Consider the following 15483-nt stretch of genomic DNA (forward strand, 5'->3'; position numbering starts at 1 on the left):
GCGTTAACGCGGCGCGCTGACCCAGCCCCTGTTGGACAGGACGCGTTCCAGTGCATGACCGACGCGCAGCAGAGGCGTTGCCGACGCGTTTCAGGCGCAAACGCCCCCAGAAGCCCGTTTACACTGTGAACTTCGGCAGGCGCGCACCTGCCATTCCACTCTGTCCTACAGATAACCATATGGGATAAATGATTCGCCATTCACGAACCATGGAAGGGCCGACCATGACCATCGACACATTGCTGGACGAACTGATCGCGCGGGAGGGTGGCTATGTCGACCATCCGGCCGATCGCGGCGGGCCGACCAATATGGGCATCACGCTGGGGGTCGCGCGGGCGAACGGCTTTGCCGGCGACATGCGCCGTCTGCCGGCCGCAACCGCGCGCACCATCTACCGCCAGCTCTATTGGGATGGGCCGGGCTATGCCGCGGTCGCGCAGCAAAGCATGACGCTCGCGGCCGAACTGTTCGACACCGCCGTCAACATGGGGCCGGGGGTCGCCAGCACCTTTCTCCAGCGGGCGCTCAACGCCCTCAACCGCAACCAGCGCGACTATGCCGACCTGAAGGCCGACGGCGCGATCGGCGCCCGCACGCTCGCTGCGCTGCGCGCCTTCCGCACCCTGCGTGGCGCAGCCGGCGACGCGGTGCTGATCAAGGCGATCGAGGCCTTGCAGGGCGAACGCTATCTGGCGCTGGCCGAAAGCCGCCCGGCCAACGAGGCCTTTCTCTATGGCTGGCTCGCCAACCGCATCGGCTGAAGGAAGACGCGATCATGTTGAAGACCGACGACATTCCTCTCCCCACCGAGCCGACCGACCTGTGGACACAGCGGTCGCGGCCGGCCTTTCTCTACGTCATCTATGCGCTGCTGCTCTGGTCGATCCCGATGGGGCTGATCTCGGGCTGGCAGCCGGAGGTGGCGGGCGCGATCATCGCGGGCATGCGCGCCTATCTCGATGCCCTGCCCGAGCCGCTCTACGCGCTCTTCGGCACGGCCTATCTCGGCTATACCGCCGCCCATGCCTGGGGCAAGGCGAGGGGCACGGAGCGCTGAGAGCCTGCTTGAAAAATCGCGAAAGAGCGATTTTTCAGCGCGGTACCAGCCCGCTCCCCCGCCCAACCACCCGATCCAGTGTCATCCTGTCGGGCGGTTGGGCGGGGGAGCGGACCGGAACCGACTTTCTCAAACAGTCTCTGAGAGCCAGAGGCGGTGCGCAACACCGCCCCTTTCGACTCAATTATTGACGTAGAAGTCGCGCAATGCCCGCGCATCATGCAGGGCATTGTGCGGCACCCGGCTGTTGGCCGCCGCGCTGAAGCCCGCCGCGTTGATCAGTTCCAGCCGCAGCCCATAGTCGACCGCCGCCATCTGCCCCGGCCCGGTGGTCAGCAGCGCGCAGAAATGGGCCAGATCCTCGGGCCAGTCGGCGATGATCACCGGATCGGAATCGCCATCCAGATAGGCGGCGATATGGTCGGCCGCCTCGATCCGGCTGAGTTCATGGTCCAGCCCCGCCGGCACATGGCGCAGATAGGGGATGACATGGCGCTCGACCCAGGGTTCGATCATATCGGGCAGCGGCAGCGACGCATAGAAATCATCGTCGCCATGTTCGGGCACCAGCGCCACGCTGATCAGCGCGCCGCCAAAGCCGTTGAATTCGGTATCGAGAAAATAACGCATGATGGGGGTGCCGATAGACCCCTGCGCCGCCGCTGGCCAGCCCATAGGCGGCGAACCGTCCATCGGGCCGCCATTGCGCAGCGGCCCGTGACCTGTCATGCGGCCGCTTTCCCCGCCCTGTTTGAGGACCATTGCCATGACACCGCGCGAATTGCTGGGCACCGCCGCCGTTCCGGGCGGACAGGAACTGCGCCTCTATCGCCGCGGCGGCGACTTCATGATCGTGCTCGACCGCAACGAGCTGATGAGTAGCCGGATGAGCGGGTCGGAAAAGGCGCTGGCGTTGATGACGCTGGAGCGACTGGGCAAGCGCGCCGGTCTTCACATGCTGATCGGCGGCTATGGCATGGGCTTCACCCTGCGCGCCGCGCTCGCGGAAATGGACGCAAAGGCGCAGATCACGCTGGCCGAACTGGTGCCCGAGATCATCGAATGGGCGCGCGGCCCGATGGTCGACCTGGCCGCCGGCTGCCTGGACGATCCGCGCGTGCGGCTGGTGATGGACGATGTCGCCCATGTGATCGCCGCCGGCCATGGCAGCTATGACGCGATCCTGCTGGATGTCGACAATGGCCCGGACGGCCTGACCGCCGACGCCAACGACCGGCTCTATACCAATGCGGGCCTCGCCAGCGCGATGCGCGCGCTCAAGCCCGGCGGCATATTGGCGATCTGGTCGGCAGGATCGGACGCCGCCTTCACCCGGCGGCTGCAGAATGCGGGCTTCGCGGTGGAAGAAGTCGCGGTCAAGGCGCGCGACAATGGCAAGGGCCCCCGCCACGTCATCTGGTTCGCAACCCGCCGGCGGTAAGAATCCTGTTTGAGAAAGCCGGTTCCAGCCCGCTCCCCCGCCCAACCGCCCGATCCAGTGTCATCCTGTCGGGTGGTTGGGCGGGGGAGCGGGCCGGCACCGTACCGAGACATCGCCCTTTCGCGACGCCCCAAAAAAAGGCGCCACACCCCGGACATGAGAGGGGCCGCCGGGACGCAATGCCCGACGGCCCATCATGTGCATGGTCAGCGGCCGGAAACCGCCCAGAAGGAAGACAAGTTCGCGCTAAAGCCCCTGGCGGAGACGGCCTGTATGTCGGCGCTCTTGGTCTCTACACCATGAAGGGTTTGTACCGACGCTCCGGCGTCGTCAGCGGCGCGTTTCCCGAATGGACTTGACCGACCCCATTGCTGAACCATGAGACATCGGATCACCTCCTTTCGCTAATTAAGCCCGCGTGACCGGCTTTGAGCTACCCCTCGATCGGCCACGAGACGGACTGTGAATCAGACGGATTGCAGGATCAAGACTTGTAATATTCTTTTTTGGAATCATACTTGAACGTCCGCGCCGAAACGGCGGGACCGCTGATTTTCAGCCCCGACACTCCTCGATCACGCGCGATATTTCGGCCCAGGCCGGCACGATCAGCGTCTCCTGCCCCTGCACCTCGACCGCGAAACGGCCCCGGCTATAGGCGAGCTGGTCCAGTACCGCGTCGCTCGCGCCGCGCACGGCAGTCAGTTGCGGCACCTGCGTCCCCGCCATCACCGCCGGCCAGCTGCTCGCGCCATAGCTTGTCCGCACCGTGATCGCCCCCTGCCCGCCGCCGGCCCGGCCGAGGCTGATCCGCCGCGTCGCCCGGTCGCAGCGCAGCGTCAAACGCGGGGCAGAAGCCGACTCGCCAAACAGCGCGACCGGCCCGGCCGGATCGGCGCGATAGGTCCAGTTGCCCGGCGTCGCAGGGCGATATTGCCACTCGACCGCCGCAGGCGGTGCGGGCTGCGCCGGTGGCAAAGGCGCAGGCCGGGATGCGGGCGCCGGACGCGACGCCGCTGTCGAAGGCGGCGCGGAGGGCGGCGCGACGCAGCCGGCCACCAACAGGGTCAGCGGCGCTGCAAGGGCCGGGGCGGACACAAGAAATCGGGTCAGACGCATGGCGCTTCCATGCCCGAGCCGGCCGGAGCGCTCAACCCGAAAAGGGGCAAGGCGACGGCAGAGGCGGATGGCCGACCACGACCGCCGCCACTTGCCCCCATGGACAACCGCTCCGTTCATCGCACGGAGAGCCTCAAAAAAGCGCCGGATATTGACAGTTTTAGGGCGAATCGATAAAGGCCGCCGTTCCCTACACGCGTAACAGCGGCAGTGCTTCCTGCACTGGCCGTCTTTTTTGCGTCTCGGGAAGCAACATCATGGCCTGTTTTTCCTTGCCAGGAAAGAGGCCCGAACGCTTTGAGATGGGGCGGCGCCAACTGCCCCGTGGAGCAGGAGATTTAAGTACCATGGCACGTATTGCGGGTGTTAACATCCCGACCAACAAGCGCGTAATCATCGCGCTCACCTACATCCACGGCATCGGTCGCAAGACCGCCGTCGACCTCGCCGACAAGCTGGGCATCGACCATGCGCGCCGCGTTCAGGACCTGTCGGACGCCGAAGTCCTGCAGATCCGCGAAGCCATCGACGCCGACCTGACCGTCGAAGGCGATCTGCGTCGCGAAACCGCGATGAACATCAAGCGCCTGATGGATCTGGCCTGCTATCGCGGCCTGCGTCATCGCAAGGGCCTGCCGGTTCGCGGTCAGCGCACGCACACCAATGCGCGCACCCGCAAGGGTAAGGCGAAGCCGATCGCCGGCAAGAAGAAGTAATCGTCGAGGGCTGGTCCTTTGGACGGACCCTCCGGTGACTTCTGCTTTTGAACGATTTTTGTAGGATTAGAGCAAAATGGCACGCGAACCCCAGCGCATTAAGCGCCGCGAACGCAAGAACATCTCGGCCGGCGTCGCGCACGTCAACGCCAGCTTCAACAACACCATGGTGACCATCACCGACGCCCAGGGCAACGCGATCTCGTGGTCCTCGGCCGGCATGATGGGCTTCAAGGGCAGCCGCAAGTCGACCCCGTACGCCGCTCAGGTGTGCGCCGAAGACGCCGGCCGCAAGGCTGCGGAACATGGCGTCCGCACCCTCGAAGTCGAAGTCAAGGGCCCCGGTTCGGGCCGTGAATCGGCTCTGCGCGCGCTGCAGGCCGTCGGCTTCCACATCACCTCGATCCGCGACGTCACGCCGATCCCGCACAATGGTGTGCGTCCGTCGAAGCGCCGCCGCGTCTAATTAAGCTTCGCTAGAGGCTTGAAGGCGGGCGGCGGACGCGTCGCCCGCTTACCCGTTTGCATCGGCCGGAACGTCCTGATGGGTCCAGGATCTACCCGTTACGGCCACATCCCCAGGGGAAGTACATGACTGTCAACATGAAGAACTGGCAGGAATTGAAGAAGCCCAACGCCCTCGAGATCAAGCCGACCGGCGACGGCAAGCGCAAGGCGACCTTCGTTGCCGAACCGCTTGAGCGCGGTTTCGGCCTGACGCTCGGCAACGCGCTGCGCCGGGTTCTTCTCTCCTCGCTCCAGGGCGCGGCGGTCACCTCGATCAAGATCGAGAATGTCCTGCACGAATTCTCGTCGCTCGCCGGCGTGCGTGAGGACGTCACCGACATCGTCCTGAACATCAAGCAGGTCGCGCTGAAGATGGAAGGCGAAGGCCCCAAGCGTCTGCAGCTGTCCGCCACCGGCCCGGCCGTGGTGAAGGCAGGCGACATTGCCGTCGTCGGCGACATCGAAGTGATGAACCCCGATCTGGTGATCTGTCACCTCGATCAGGGCGCGACGCTGAACATGGAACTGACGGCTGACATCGGCAAGGGCTATGTCCCCGCCGTCGCCAACCGCCCGGCAGACGCACCGATCGGCCTGATCCCGGTCGACGCGCTCTACTCGCCGGTCCGCCAGGTCGCCTACAAGGTGGATAACACCCGCGTCGGCCAGGAACTGGACTATGACAAGCTGTCGCTGACGCTGGAAACCGACGGCACCGTGACGCCGGAAGATGCGATTGCCTATGCAGCCCGCATCCTGCAGGACCAGCTCCAGCTGTTCGTCCACTTCGAGGACGCGCTGCCCGCCGCTGCCCCGGCTGCCGGCCATGCCGCTGCCGCTGCGTCGGAAGGCGAAAGCGACACCAACCAGATCAACCGCTATCTGCTCAAGAAGGTGGACGAACTGGAACTGTCGGTCCGCTCGGCCAACTGCCTCAAGAACGACAACATCATCTATATCGGCGATCTGGTCCAGAAGACCGAAGCCGAGATGCTGCGCACCCCGAATTTCGGCCGCAAGTCGCTGAACGAAATCAAGGAAGTGCTGTCGTCCATGGGCCTGCGCCTGGGCATGGACATCCCCGGCTGGCCGCCGGAAAATATCGAGGAAATGGCCAAGAAGCTCGAACAGGAGCTGCTGGGCTAAGTCGGAGCGAGCCGCGCAGCGCAGCAGCGCGGCGGTTCGCAACGCGAACGCGAACGACCGGCCAGCGACGCGCCGCGTCGTCTGACGTCACGGGATTTACTCCCGTGACGGTCGCCGGACGGTCAATGGGGTATTAGGCGGTCCCCATGAAAACCGCCTGGTCTGGGGTACCTCATCCGGCCCCTTAACGAACGAAGGAATGAGACATGCGTCATAAAGTTGGTCATCGTAAGCTTCAGCGCAGCACCGGTCATCGTACCGCCCTGCTTCGCAACCTGGCTGCCTCGCTCATCAAGCATGAGCAGATCCTGACCACCACGCCGAAGGCGAAGGAACTGCGTCCCTACGTCGAGAAGCTGATCACCCTCGCCAAGAAGGGTGGCCTGTCCAACCGTCGTCTGGCCGACGCCCGCCTGAAGGACGATGCGCAGCTGACCAAGCTGTTCGAAGTCCTGGCCGAGCGTTACAAGGATCGCAACGGTGGCTACACCCGCGTGATCAAGGCCGGTTTCCGCGCTTCGGACGCCGCGCCGATCGCGATCATCGAGCTGGTCGACCGTGACGTCGATGCCAAGGGCCAGGACTCCGGTCCGGTCAACACCGTCGACGAAGACGAATTCGAAGCCGCCTGATCGCGGTTCCGCCGGTAACGGTGGATAGACGATAGTCGAACAGGCCGCGGCTTCATCCGAAGCCGCGGCCTGTTTTCTTTCAAGGATATAGGGTCGAGAGGATGCGCGCGCTTCGCCGCCTGATCTGGCCGCTGCCGGCCCTGCTGGCAGTGATCGCCGCCGCGCCGGCCTCTGCTGTGGCTGCCGCTGCCTCGGGCGATGCCACCCCCGCCGCGATCGACGCGACGCCGCCGGACAATGGCCTCCATTACCCGCTCACCCGCCGCCAGGATCTGGTCGAGGATCATTTCGGCGTGAAGGTGACCGATCCCTATCGCTGGCTGGAAAATGACGTCCGCACCGATCCCGCCGTGCGCGACTGGGTCGGCCGCGAAAATGACCTGACCCGCCGCTATATCGATGACCTGCCCGGCCGCAATGCGCTCAAGACGCGGATGCAGGCGCTCTTCGCCCATGGCCGCTTCACCGTGCCGCGCAAGGCCGGCACCCGCTATTTCTACGGCTATAACAAGGGGCTGCAGAACCAGACACCGCTCTATGTCCGCGAAGGACTGGCCGGTGAACAAAGGCTGCTGCTCGATCCCAATCGCTGGGCCAGGGATGGCGCCAGTGCGCTCGCCGAATGGACGCCCTCGCCCGACGGCCGCTTCCTCGCCTATGGCGTGCAGGATGCCGGCAGCGACTGGCGCACCCTGCGCGTGCTGGACGTCGACAGCGGCAAGATCCTCGACGACAAGGTCGAATGGGTCAAATTCTCGCAAACTGCCTGGGACGGCCGGGGCGAGGGCTTCTTCTACTCCCGCTATGCCGCGCCGGTCGACGGCGAAGCCTATCAGTCGACCAACAGCGACCAGCAGCTTTATTATCATCGCATCGGCACGCCCCAGGCGCAGGACCAGCTCATCTATGCGACGCCCGATCGCCCCGGCCTCAGCCACACCGCCCAGGTGACGAGCGATGGCCGCTGGCTGATCGTCAGCAGCTTTGCCGGCATGGATCCGCGCCGCGAGCTGCATGTCGCCGCGCTCGACGGTGGCCCCGTCAAGCTGCGGACGCTGGTCAAGGGCCTCGCCAATGACTGGCGCCTGATCGGCAGCCGGGGATCGACCCTCTATTTCGTCACCGACCGCAAGGCCGCCCATATGCGGCTGGTGACGCTCGATGCCCTGCGGCCGGGGCGCAGCGAAAAGCCGCTGGTGGCCGAACGCACCGATACGCTTGCCGGCGGATCGCTGGTCGGCAACCGCTTCATCCTCGCTTACATGACCCAATCGGAAACCGTCGCCGAACTGGTCGAGCTGGACGGGCGCAAGGTCGGCGACGTGCCGCTGCCCGGCATGGGCACCGCTGCCGGTTTCGGCGGGCGCGATGGCGACCCGGAAACCTTCTTCTCCTTCTCCGGCTTCGTGACGCCGGCCAGCATCTATCGCTTCGACACGGCGAGCCAGCAGACCCAGCTCTTCGCCCAGCCCGACCTGCCCTTCAATCCCGCCGATTATGGCGTCGAACAGGTCAGCTATCCCTCGAAGGACGGCACGCTGATCCCGATGACGATCCTGCGCAAGAAAGTGCTGGCCGACCATACACAGGCGGTGCCGACCATCCTCTATGGCTATGGCGGCTTCAACATCGCGCTGACGCCCGGCTATTCGGCGACCCGCATGGCCTGGCTGGAACAGGGCGGCGCCTATGCCATCGCCAATCTGCGCGGCGGCGGCGAGTTCGGCAAGGCCTGGCACGATGCCGGGCGCGGCGCCAACAAGCAGAATGTGTTCGACGATTTCATCGCCGCCGCCGAATATCTCAAGGCCCAGGGCTATACCCCCAAGGATGGGCTGGCGATCGAGGGCCGTTCCAATGGCGGCCTGCTGGTCGGCGCGGTGGTCAACCAGCGGCCCGACCTGTTCGCCGCCGCCCTGCCCGCGGTCGGGGTCATGGACATGCTGCGCTTCGATCGCTTCACCGCCGGCCGCTATTGGGTCGACGATTATGGATCGCCCGACAATGAACGTGACTTCCCCCTGCTCTATGGCTATTCGCCCTATCACAACATCTTGAGCGGCAAGGATTATCCGGCGATCCTGGTGACCACGGCGGATACCGACGACCGGGTCGTGCCGGCGCACAGCTTCAAATATGCCGCCGCGCTGCAGGCCGCGTCGATCGGCGACAAGCCGCATCTGTTGCGGGTGGAGAATCGTGCCGGCCATGGCGCGGGCAAGCCGATCGACAAGCTGATCGAGGAATATGCCGACAGCTATGCCTTCGCCGCCCATTTCACCGGGCTCGACATCCAGCGCAAGCCGGACTGAGCCCATTCAGCCTCTGGACAGCCCGACGCGGCTATGGCTCATTCCATCGCAGGAGACAGGCAGATGATCGGGAACAGGACGCGGTGGATGACGGGGGCGCTGGTCGGCGCAGGGCTGCTGCTGGGCAGCGTCGCCCCGGCACAGGCCCGGCCCCGCTATGACGATCGCTACTGGCATCACCGCCATGATCGCGGCAATGGCTTCGGCTTTGGCGACGCGGTCGGCATTGCCGCACTGCTTGGCGCCGCCGTGGTGGTCGCCAATTCCGTCTCCAAGGACCGCAAGGACGCACGCGGCGCTGATGTCGACAACCGCCCCTATGCCGACAATGACGCCCCGCCTCCAACCAGTGGCACCGACTATGGAGCGGATGCCGACAACGCGGGACCGCCCGCGCGCACGGATGATTTTTCGGACGTCGCTGCCACCAACCAGAGCAATGACCAGCTGACCGATGCCTGCGCGCTGGCCGCGCGGGACGAGGCGCAGGGCCAGGCCGGCTATGCCGAAATCCGCCACATCGACGAGCCGCGCGCGACCGCCGACGGCTATAATATCGATGGCGAGGTCGAGACCCGCACCAGCTATCGCGCCACCGAAGGCACCACCCGTCGCTTCACCTGCGCGATGAAGGACGGCCGCGTGGCAGAGGTCTATCTCAGCCGCGACGTGGCGATGCACTGACGCATAGCCACCGGATTGTCTCGCCGAGCGAGACAGTCTGGTGCGCCGCCGCCGGCTTATCATGCCCGCCCATTTCCCTATTTCGAGCCCATCTCGAACAAATGGGAAAAGGGATAGACATGATGAGAAACATGATCGGCACCGCGGCAGCCATCGGCCTTGCCCTCGCCTGCGGCACCGCCCATGCCGAAAGCTTCCAGGGCCCCTATGTCGGCGTCCAGGCCGGCTGGAACCGCGACAGCATCGGCAGCGCCAACAGCGATGTCGGCCGCCTCGACATGCATGAATCGCGCGACGCCTTCTTCGGTGGCGGATTTGCCGGTTATGATCATCAGCTTACCGACAAGATCGTGGTCGGCGTGGAGGCCGGTTTCGACATCGCCGCCGATGACGCATCCCGCGTCGGCGGATCGCTGATCGACCCCAATTACAGCTTCGATATCGGCGCGCGCGCCGGCTATGTCGTCGGCGGCAACACCCTGCTCTATGTCCGGGGCAGCTATGAGAATATGCGCGCCCGTATCGCGCTCAGCGATACCAGCGGCACCCTGTCGGGCCATGACAGTTTCGACGGCTGGGGCGTGGGTGCCGGCGTCGAACGCTTCGTCGCCGACAAGGTCACCGCGCGTATCGAATATCGATACAGTGACCTCGGCAACGGCGGCAAGTTCGACCGGCACCAGACCCTGGTCGGCCTCGCCTATCATTTCTGACGTCAGTCGGGACGGGCAGGCGCAAGGCAGCCCTGCCCGTCCAGAGGCCAGAGCCATCCATTCCAGCGGATCAGCGCGCCGCCAGATAATCGCCGCTGGCGATCACCCGATGTCCGGTAACGGACAGGGCGTACAGATAGACCCAGGCGTCGACAGGCCCATCCGCCGTTTCCACGAGACAGCGTTCGCGCCGATATTCATGGGGCAGGGAATCGTCGGGCGTGCATTCCTCATAGGCGTCGAGCCGCGCCAGCAGCGCCTCCGCTTCGGACAGTGCGAACAGGTCGCCATATACGCGCCCCGCCTCCCCCGGCACGAAACCGGGATAATCCGCCACCTGATAGAGTTTGCCGCCGATCCAGCCCGCCCCGATCCACTCGGCGCGATCGGCCAGCCAATGCGCCATCGGCCCTTCAAAGCCCGGTCGCAGCGTGCCATAAACGAAAAGCAACGGCCTTTTCATTACCAACCTGCAACTTTCACCGATTGACGGCAAATTTTCCCAATCATCGGATTTTTTCGCATAGCAAAAAAATCAGCAACTGAGGAAAACGCACGGATTTCCGCCAAAAATCGAAACTGGCACGCCGCCTGCAATATCGTCTGGCATCAAGGCCGGACGGTCCGGCCAGGAAATATCTAGGGAGTGAGTATCATGTCCATCGCCAAGTTCCAGAGCGTCGCCCTTGCCTTTGTCGGCGCCGTCATCTTCGCCAGCCTGTTCGTCGGCGCGGCGGTTCCGGTTGCCCCGATCGCCTGATCGGGCAACCGCCCCTTTCCCATCACAGATATTATTGAAGGCCAGATCCATGAACAACAGCTTCACCCTCGACCGCCGCAACGCGAAGATCATGGGCGTGTGCGCCGGCATCGCCAACCGCACCGGGCTGGATGTCACGCTGATCCGCGTTGCCCTGGTGCTGCTGACCCTGTGCGCCCTAGGCCCGATCGGCGTCGTGGCCTATCTGCTCGCCGGCTGGCTGGCCGAGGGTTGATCCCTCGCCGCCACCGGAAGGCAGGGTTTCCGGATACAAAAGCGCCGCCCCGGCATATGCCCTGGGCGGCCTTTTTATGCCCCGCATCGACGGGACAAGGATGAGCGCGATCTGCGCTTAAGCGTACAGCACCGAGTAGAAGGTCAGCATCTGGACGCTGACCGCAACCACCAGCGCAGTCGCCTGAAAGGCCTGACGCATATTGGACTCCATCATTGGAACGACATCCCGGATCGGGATGCAGCGCCATATGATGATTTCACATCATTGTAACAATCGCAAAGCCTGACATACCAATTGCATCAAACGCAATTATGTCACAGCTGTTGCTCCAGAGCCATGATGGTCGCACGCGCCGCTGCCGGGTTCCGGACCTTGGCGCCGCTGATGTAGAAGAGATAGGCGTCGCCCTGCGCCGCCTGCGCCTTTGCCCGATCGGCCCAGCCGGCGATGTCCGCCCTGCCATAGCCGGTCTCCTCGTCCTCTCGGCTGCGCATCAGCCGGCTGTAGGCAAAACCGACATCATGGCCGGTGATTGCCGGATAATCGTCATGGTCGGCCAGCACCACCGCCGCGCCCGCGTCGCGTGCCAGAGCCAGGAAGGCCGGGTCATCGAAGCTTTCGTGCCGCACCTCCAGCGCATGGCGTAGCGCCACGCCATCGACACTGGCCGGCAACAATTGCAGGAAGGCGCCGAAATCATCGGGGTCAAACTTCTTGGTCGGCATGAACTGCCACAGGATCGGCCCCAGCCGGTCGCCCAGTTCGACGATCCCCTGCTGGACGAATTTCTGGATCGACTCGCCCGCCTCCGCCAGCACGCGGCGATTGGTGCAGAATCGCGACGCCTTGACCGCAAACTGAAAGCCGTCGGGCACCGCCTGCGCCCAACCGGCAAAGGTCGCCGGCTTCTGGCTGCTATAATAGGTGGCGTTGATCTCCGTCGCGGTCAGTTGCACGCCGACATAGGCCAGTTCATCCTTCTGGCGCATGCCGGCGGGATAGAAGCTGCCGCGCCAGGGCTCATAGACCCATCCGCCGATCCCGACCCTGATCCGTCCCGTCATGAAGATCCTCCCTGCGCCATATTGATCGCCCGGAACGATCAGAGCCAGCGGGAAAAGCCATTGGCGATTATTGCGAACAATTCTTAATTATCGAGCAACAGATTTCAAAGGGGTTCCGCCATGTCGCTCGATCTCATCAAGACCGCCACCTATTTGTCGATCCACCTGACCGTGGGCTTCACCGTCGCCTATCTGATGACCGGATCGGTCGCGCTGGCCGGCGGCATCGCGCTCGTCGAACCGATGGTCAATGCGGTTGCCTTCTTCTTCCACGAACAGGCCTGGAAGCGCTTCAGCGCCCGGCCGCCGCGCAATGCCGGACGCGACTGGATGCGCGGTCAGGCGGCGATCGCCTGACCCCTCACTTCTTCGGGCGCGGCTTGGCGCGCGGGATCAGCCAGGGCTTCACCTTGCCGGTCGGCCGCGCCTTTCCGTCCAGCCGTCGCACATGCCGGATGGTGATCGGCTTGACGATCATCTGCCCGCGCATCGGCCCGGTGCCGCAACAGGTCGGCACCGCCAGGATGCGACGCACCACATCCATGCCGGCCACCACATGGCCAAAGGCGGCATAGCCGATCGAACTGCCCTGCGCGTCCATCCTCGGCGTCGGGCCTACCGTGATGAAGAAATTGCCTGATGCCGAATTGGGCCGGTCCGGCCGGGCCATCGACAGGGTCGCGTCGAGATGCCTGATCCCGGTCTGGCTGGTCGGCTCATGCCGGACCGGCGGCAAGGCCCGGCGCAGGTCGGTATCGATCCCGCCCTGGATCAGCCCATATCGGGGATCGCTCTTGCGCCGCGCCGCCCGGTAGAAGACCGTGCCGTCGAGCCGCTGGTCATCGGCATAGGCGAGGAAATTGGCGCTGGTCAGGGGAGCGCGACGCTGGTCGAGGGCCACGATGATGGTCCCGACCGATGTATCGATCGCGACGCGCGTATAGCCGGGGGTCGGCCGATTGGCGGGTTGGGCATGGGCCAGACCGGAAAACAGGGCAAACAGGAAGACGGCAAGACGGCAGGCAACGGAACGCATCGACACGGGGCACTCGTCGGGGAGGGAGAATGCCGAGGCTATCGACCGCGCAGCGCGGACGCAACCAAGCAACAGGGCACCTGCCCTTTGCCAATATGCCGCTTATGCTGTCCTACAGCATGTCACCGCCCTATATTGCCCGGCCTCGGCGATCGAACAGCTTTGTAACGAAATTTCCCACATTTGAATGAAGATGACAAAATGTGCGGGAAATGTGCGAAGTTAAGCGCTTGCTTGCCCGGCTCGGGGTGGGGGCCTATAGCCCGCGGCCATGAGCAGCGAACCCTTCCGCACGCAACTCGCAGCGCTTGAATCGCGGGGGCGCCTGCGCCACCTGATCCCTCGCGCCGGGCGTGATTTTGCCTCCAACGACTATCTTGGCCTCGCGTCCGATCCGATGATCGGCCAGGCCGTGGCCGACGCGGTCGCGCGCGGCGTGCCGGTCGGCTCGGGCGGCTCGCGCCTGCTGCGCGGCAATGCCCCCGAACATGAAGGGCTGGAGGCCAAGGCCGCGGAATTTTTCCGCACCCAGGCGTCGCTGTTCCTGGCCAATGGCTTTCTCGCCAATATGGCGCTGTTCGCGACCCTGCCGCAGCGCGGCGACCTGATCGTCGCGGACGAACTGATCCATGCCAGCGTCCATGACGGCATCCGCCTGTCGAAAGCGACCGCGGTCTTCGCCCGTCACAATGACCTGCAAAGCTTCGCCGACCTCATCACCGCCTTCCGCGCCGAAGGGGGCAAGGGCCGGATCTGGATCGCGGTCGAAACGCTCTATTCGATGGACGGCGACATGGCGCCGCTCGGCGATCTCGCCAAGCTGGCCGCCACCCATGATGCGATGCTGTTGCTGGACGAAGCCCATGGCACCGGCGTCTTCGGTCCCGGCGGGCGTGGCCTGTCGGCCGGCCTCGACGGGCTGCACAATGTCATCACCCTCCACACCTGCGGCAAGGCGATGGGCGTGGAGGGCGCGCTGATCTGCGGCCCGCGCATCCATATCGACTATCTCATCAACCGCGCCCGCCCCTTCATCTTCTCGACCGCACCTTCGCCGCTGATGGCGGTCGCCGCCTCCGCCGCGATCGACCGGATCGAGACCGCCGACAATCGCCGCGACCGGCTGGCCACATTGCGCCAGGATGCGGTCGAGGCGATCTGCGCGCCGCTCGGCCTGCCCCGTCCGCGCAGCCAGATCATCCCGCTGATCCTGGGCGAGGACGCACGCACCATGGCCGCCGCCGCCGCCTTGCAGGAGGCCGGCTTCGACGTGCGTGGCATCCGCCCGCCGACCGTGCCCGCCGGCACCAGCCGCCTGCGCATCTCGCTCTCGCTCAATGTCGGGCGCGCCGACGTGATTGCGCTCGGCGACGTGCTGCGCCGGGTCGCCCGATGACCCGCCTGATCGTCACCGGCACCGATACCGACATCGGCAAGACCGTCTTCGCCGCCGGCCTCGCCGCGGCGCTCGGCGCTTATTATTGGAAGCCGATCCAGGCCGGCGTCGATCCGCAGGGCGACAAGGAACGGGTCGCCACCCTGTCCGGTCTGCCGACCGAACGCATCCTGCCCGAAGCCTATCGCCTTGCCACGCCCGCCTCGCCGCATCTTGCCGCGCGGATCGACGGCGTCGACATCTCGCTCGATCGCCTGGCGCTGCCCAGGGTCGACGGGCCGCTGGTGGTCGAAGGGGCCGGCGGCGTACTGGTGCCGGTCAGCGAGAGCCTGCTGATGGCGGACCTGTTCGCCTATTGGGGCCAGCCTGCGATCCTGTGCGCCCGCACCGGCCTTGGCACGATCAACCACAGCCTGCTCAGCATAGAGGCGCTGCGCGCGCGCGGCGTCCATGTCGTCGGCATCGCCTTCATCGGGGATGCGCATGAGGAGAATGAACGGATCATCCCGCACATCGCCGGCGTCCCCAGCCTGGGTCGCCTGCCGCTGCTCGATCCGCTCGAGCGGGATAGTCTGGCGGCCGCCTTCAGGGCGCACATCCATCTTCCTGATAATTTCAACGGCCGATAATTTTCGACCAACGACATGGACATGCCGCTT

The 15483-nt window shown here is 65.0% G+C and carries 19 protein-coding genes; 14 read left to right on the plus strand and 5 right to left on the minus strand.

Features of this window, described 5'->3' with window-relative positions:
• The first annotated feature begins 224 nt into the window (after positions 1 to 224).
• Together HH800_RS19340 and HH800_RS19345 are read left to right on the plus strand one after the other, a co-directional pair.
• Entirely contained in the window at positions 225 to 764 is a 540-nt protein-coding gene (locus HH800_RS19340) for a glycoside hydrolase family 108 protein (protein ID WP_169862005.1), read from the plus strand.
• 14 nt (positions 765 to 778) lie between these two features.
• The gene (locus tag HH800_RS19345; protein WP_017499646.1) at positions 779 to 1060 is read left to right on the plus strand and encodes a 3TM-type holin; all 282 of its coding nucleotides are present in this window, start codon (positions 779 to 781) and stop codon (positions 1058 to 1060) included.
• A 180-nt stretch (positions 1061 to 1240) separates the two neighbouring features.
• Here the strand turns inward: HH800_RS19345 and HH800_RS19350 are convergent, their stop codons facing one another.
• Positions 1241 to 1690 carry a hypothetical protein gene (locus tag HH800_RS19350; RefSeq protein WP_169863377.1) on the minus strand — a complete coding sequence of 150 codons (450 nt, stop codon included), beginning with the start codon at positions 1688 to 1690 and terminating at the stop codon, positions 1241 to 1243.
• Between the two features lie 136 nt (positions 1691 to 1826).
• Between HH800_RS19350 and HH800_RS19355 the strand changes: the two genes are divergently transcribed.
• The gene (locus HH800_RS19355) at positions 1827 to 2501 is read left to right on the plus strand and encodes an MnmC family methyltransferase (RefSeq protein WP_125988512.1); all 675 of its coding nucleotides are present in this window, start codon (positions 1827 to 1829) and stop codon (positions 2499 to 2501) included.
• Positions 2502 to 3056: 555 nt separating this feature from the next.
• Here the strand turns inward: HH800_RS19355 and HH800_RS19360 are convergent.
• On the minus strand, positions 3057 to 3620 hold the full coding sequence (locus tag HH800_RS19360; protein ID WP_169862006.1) for a hypothetical protein: 564 nt from the start codon (positions 3618 to 3620) through the stop codon (positions 3057 to 3059).
• A gap of 347 nt (positions 3621 to 3967) precedes the next feature.
• Here HH800_RS19360 and rpsM point away from each other — a divergent pair, with 347 nt between their 5' ends.
• The 7 genes from rpsM to HH800_RS19395 all read left to right on the plus strand — a co-directional run bounded on the left by rpsM (position 3968) and on the right by HH800_RS19395 (position 10330).
• Positions 3968 to 4336, plus strand: a complete 369-nt coding sequence (rpsM, locus tag HH800_RS19365; RefSeq protein WP_004208751.1) for a 30S ribosomal protein S13 — start codon at positions 3968 to 3970, stop codon at positions 4334 to 4336.
• Positions 4337 to 4412: 76 nt separating this feature from the next.
• Entirely contained in the window at positions 4413 to 4802 is a 390-nt protein-coding gene (gene rpsK, locus HH800_RS19370) for a 30S ribosomal protein S11 (protein ID WP_004208752.1), read from the plus strand.
• Between the two features lie 125 nt (positions 4803 to 4927).
• Entirely contained in the window at positions 4928 to 5989 is a 1062-nt protein-coding gene (locus HH800_RS19375; RefSeq protein ID WP_004208753.1) for a DNA-directed RNA polymerase subunit alpha, read from the plus strand.
• A 206-nt stretch (positions 5990 to 6195) separates the two neighbouring features.
• Positions 6196 to 6621 (plus strand): 50S ribosomal protein L17, encoded by a 426-nt coding sequence (gene rplQ / locus HH800_RS19380; RefSeq protein WP_004208754.1) that lies wholly within the window; start codon positions 6196 to 6198, stop codon positions 6619 to 6621.
• Between the two features lie 101 nt (positions 6622 to 6722).
• Positions 6723 to 8933 (plus strand): prolyl oligopeptidase family serine peptidase, encoded by a 2211-nt coding sequence (locus HH800_RS19385; protein ID WP_169862007.1) that lies wholly within the window; start codon positions 6723 to 6725, stop codon positions 8931 to 8933.
• Between the two features lie 63 nt (positions 8934 to 8996).
• Positions 8997 to 9617 carry a hypothetical protein gene (locus HH800_RS19390; RefSeq protein ID WP_169862008.1) on the plus strand — a complete coding sequence of 207 codons (621 nt, stop codon included), beginning with the start codon at positions 8997 to 8999 and terminating at the stop codon, positions 9615 to 9617.
• A 119-nt stretch (positions 9618 to 9736) separates the two neighbouring features.
• Positions 9737 to 10330 carry an outer membrane protein gene (locus HH800_RS19395; protein ID WP_169862009.1) on the plus strand — a complete coding sequence of 198 codons (594 nt, stop codon included), beginning with the start codon at positions 9737 to 9739 and terminating at the stop codon, positions 10328 to 10330.
• A gap of 70 nt (positions 10331 to 10400) precedes the next feature.
• Here the strand turns inward: HH800_RS19395 and HH800_RS19400 are convergent, their stop codons facing one another.
• Entirely contained in the window at positions 10401 to 10793 is a 393-nt protein-coding gene (locus tag HH800_RS19400; protein WP_169862010.1) for a gamma-glutamylcyclotransferase family protein, read from the minus strand.
• Between the two features lie 346 nt (positions 10794 to 11139).
• Between HH800_RS19400 and HH800_RS19405 the strand changes: the two genes are divergently transcribed.
• The gene (locus HH800_RS19405; RefSeq protein ID WP_004208760.1) at positions 11140 to 11325 is read left to right on the plus strand and encodes a PspC domain-containing protein; all 186 of its coding nucleotides are present in this window, start codon (positions 11140 to 11142) and stop codon (positions 11323 to 11325) included.
• A gap of 317 nt (positions 11326 to 11642) precedes the next feature.
• Here HH800_RS19405 and HH800_RS19410 read toward each other — a convergent pair whose 3' ends face one another.
• Positions 11643 to 12392 (minus strand): DUF72 domain-containing protein, encoded by a 750-nt coding sequence (locus tag HH800_RS19410; RefSeq protein ID WP_125998710.1) that lies wholly within the window; start codon positions 12390 to 12392, stop codon positions 11643 to 11645.
• Between the two features lie 120 nt (positions 12393 to 12512).
• On the opposite strand from HH800_RS19410, the gene HH800_RS19415 reads away from it, so the two are divergent.
• Entirely contained in the window at positions 12513 to 12749 is a 237-nt protein-coding gene (locus tag HH800_RS19415) for a DUF2061 domain-containing protein (RefSeq protein WP_169862011.1), read from the plus strand.
• 4 nt (positions 12750 to 12753) lie between these two features.
• Here the strand turns inward: HH800_RS19415 and HH800_RS19420 are convergent, their stop codons facing one another.
• The gene (locus HH800_RS19420) at positions 12754 to 13428 is read right to left on the minus strand and encodes a peptidylprolyl isomerase (RefSeq protein WP_169862012.1); all 675 of its coding nucleotides are present in this window, start codon (positions 13426 to 13428) and stop codon (positions 12754 to 12756) included.
• A gap of 271 nt (positions 13429 to 13699) precedes the next feature.
• On the opposite strand from HH800_RS19420, the gene HH800_RS19425 reads away from it, so the two are divergent.
• On the plus strand, positions 13700 to 14824 hold the full coding sequence (locus tag HH800_RS19425; RefSeq protein WP_017499660.1) for an 8-amino-7-oxononanoate synthase: 1125 nt from the start codon (positions 13700 to 13702) through the stop codon (positions 14822 to 14824).
• Complete coding sequence (gene bioD, locus HH800_RS19430; protein ID WP_169862013.1) at positions 14821 to 15453, plus strand: dethiobiotin synthase; 633 nt, start codon at positions 14821 to 14823, stop codon at positions 15451 to 15453. Before HH800_RS19425 ends, bioD begins: the two co-directional genes overlap by 4 nt.
• Positions 15454 to 15483: the final 30 nt, after the last annotated feature.

The sequence above is a fragment of the Sphingobium yanoikuyae genome (genome assembly GCF_013001025.1).
Lineage (GTDB): Bacteria > Pseudomonadota > Alphaproteobacteria > Sphingomonadales > Sphingomonadaceae > Sphingobium > Sphingobium yanoikuyae_A.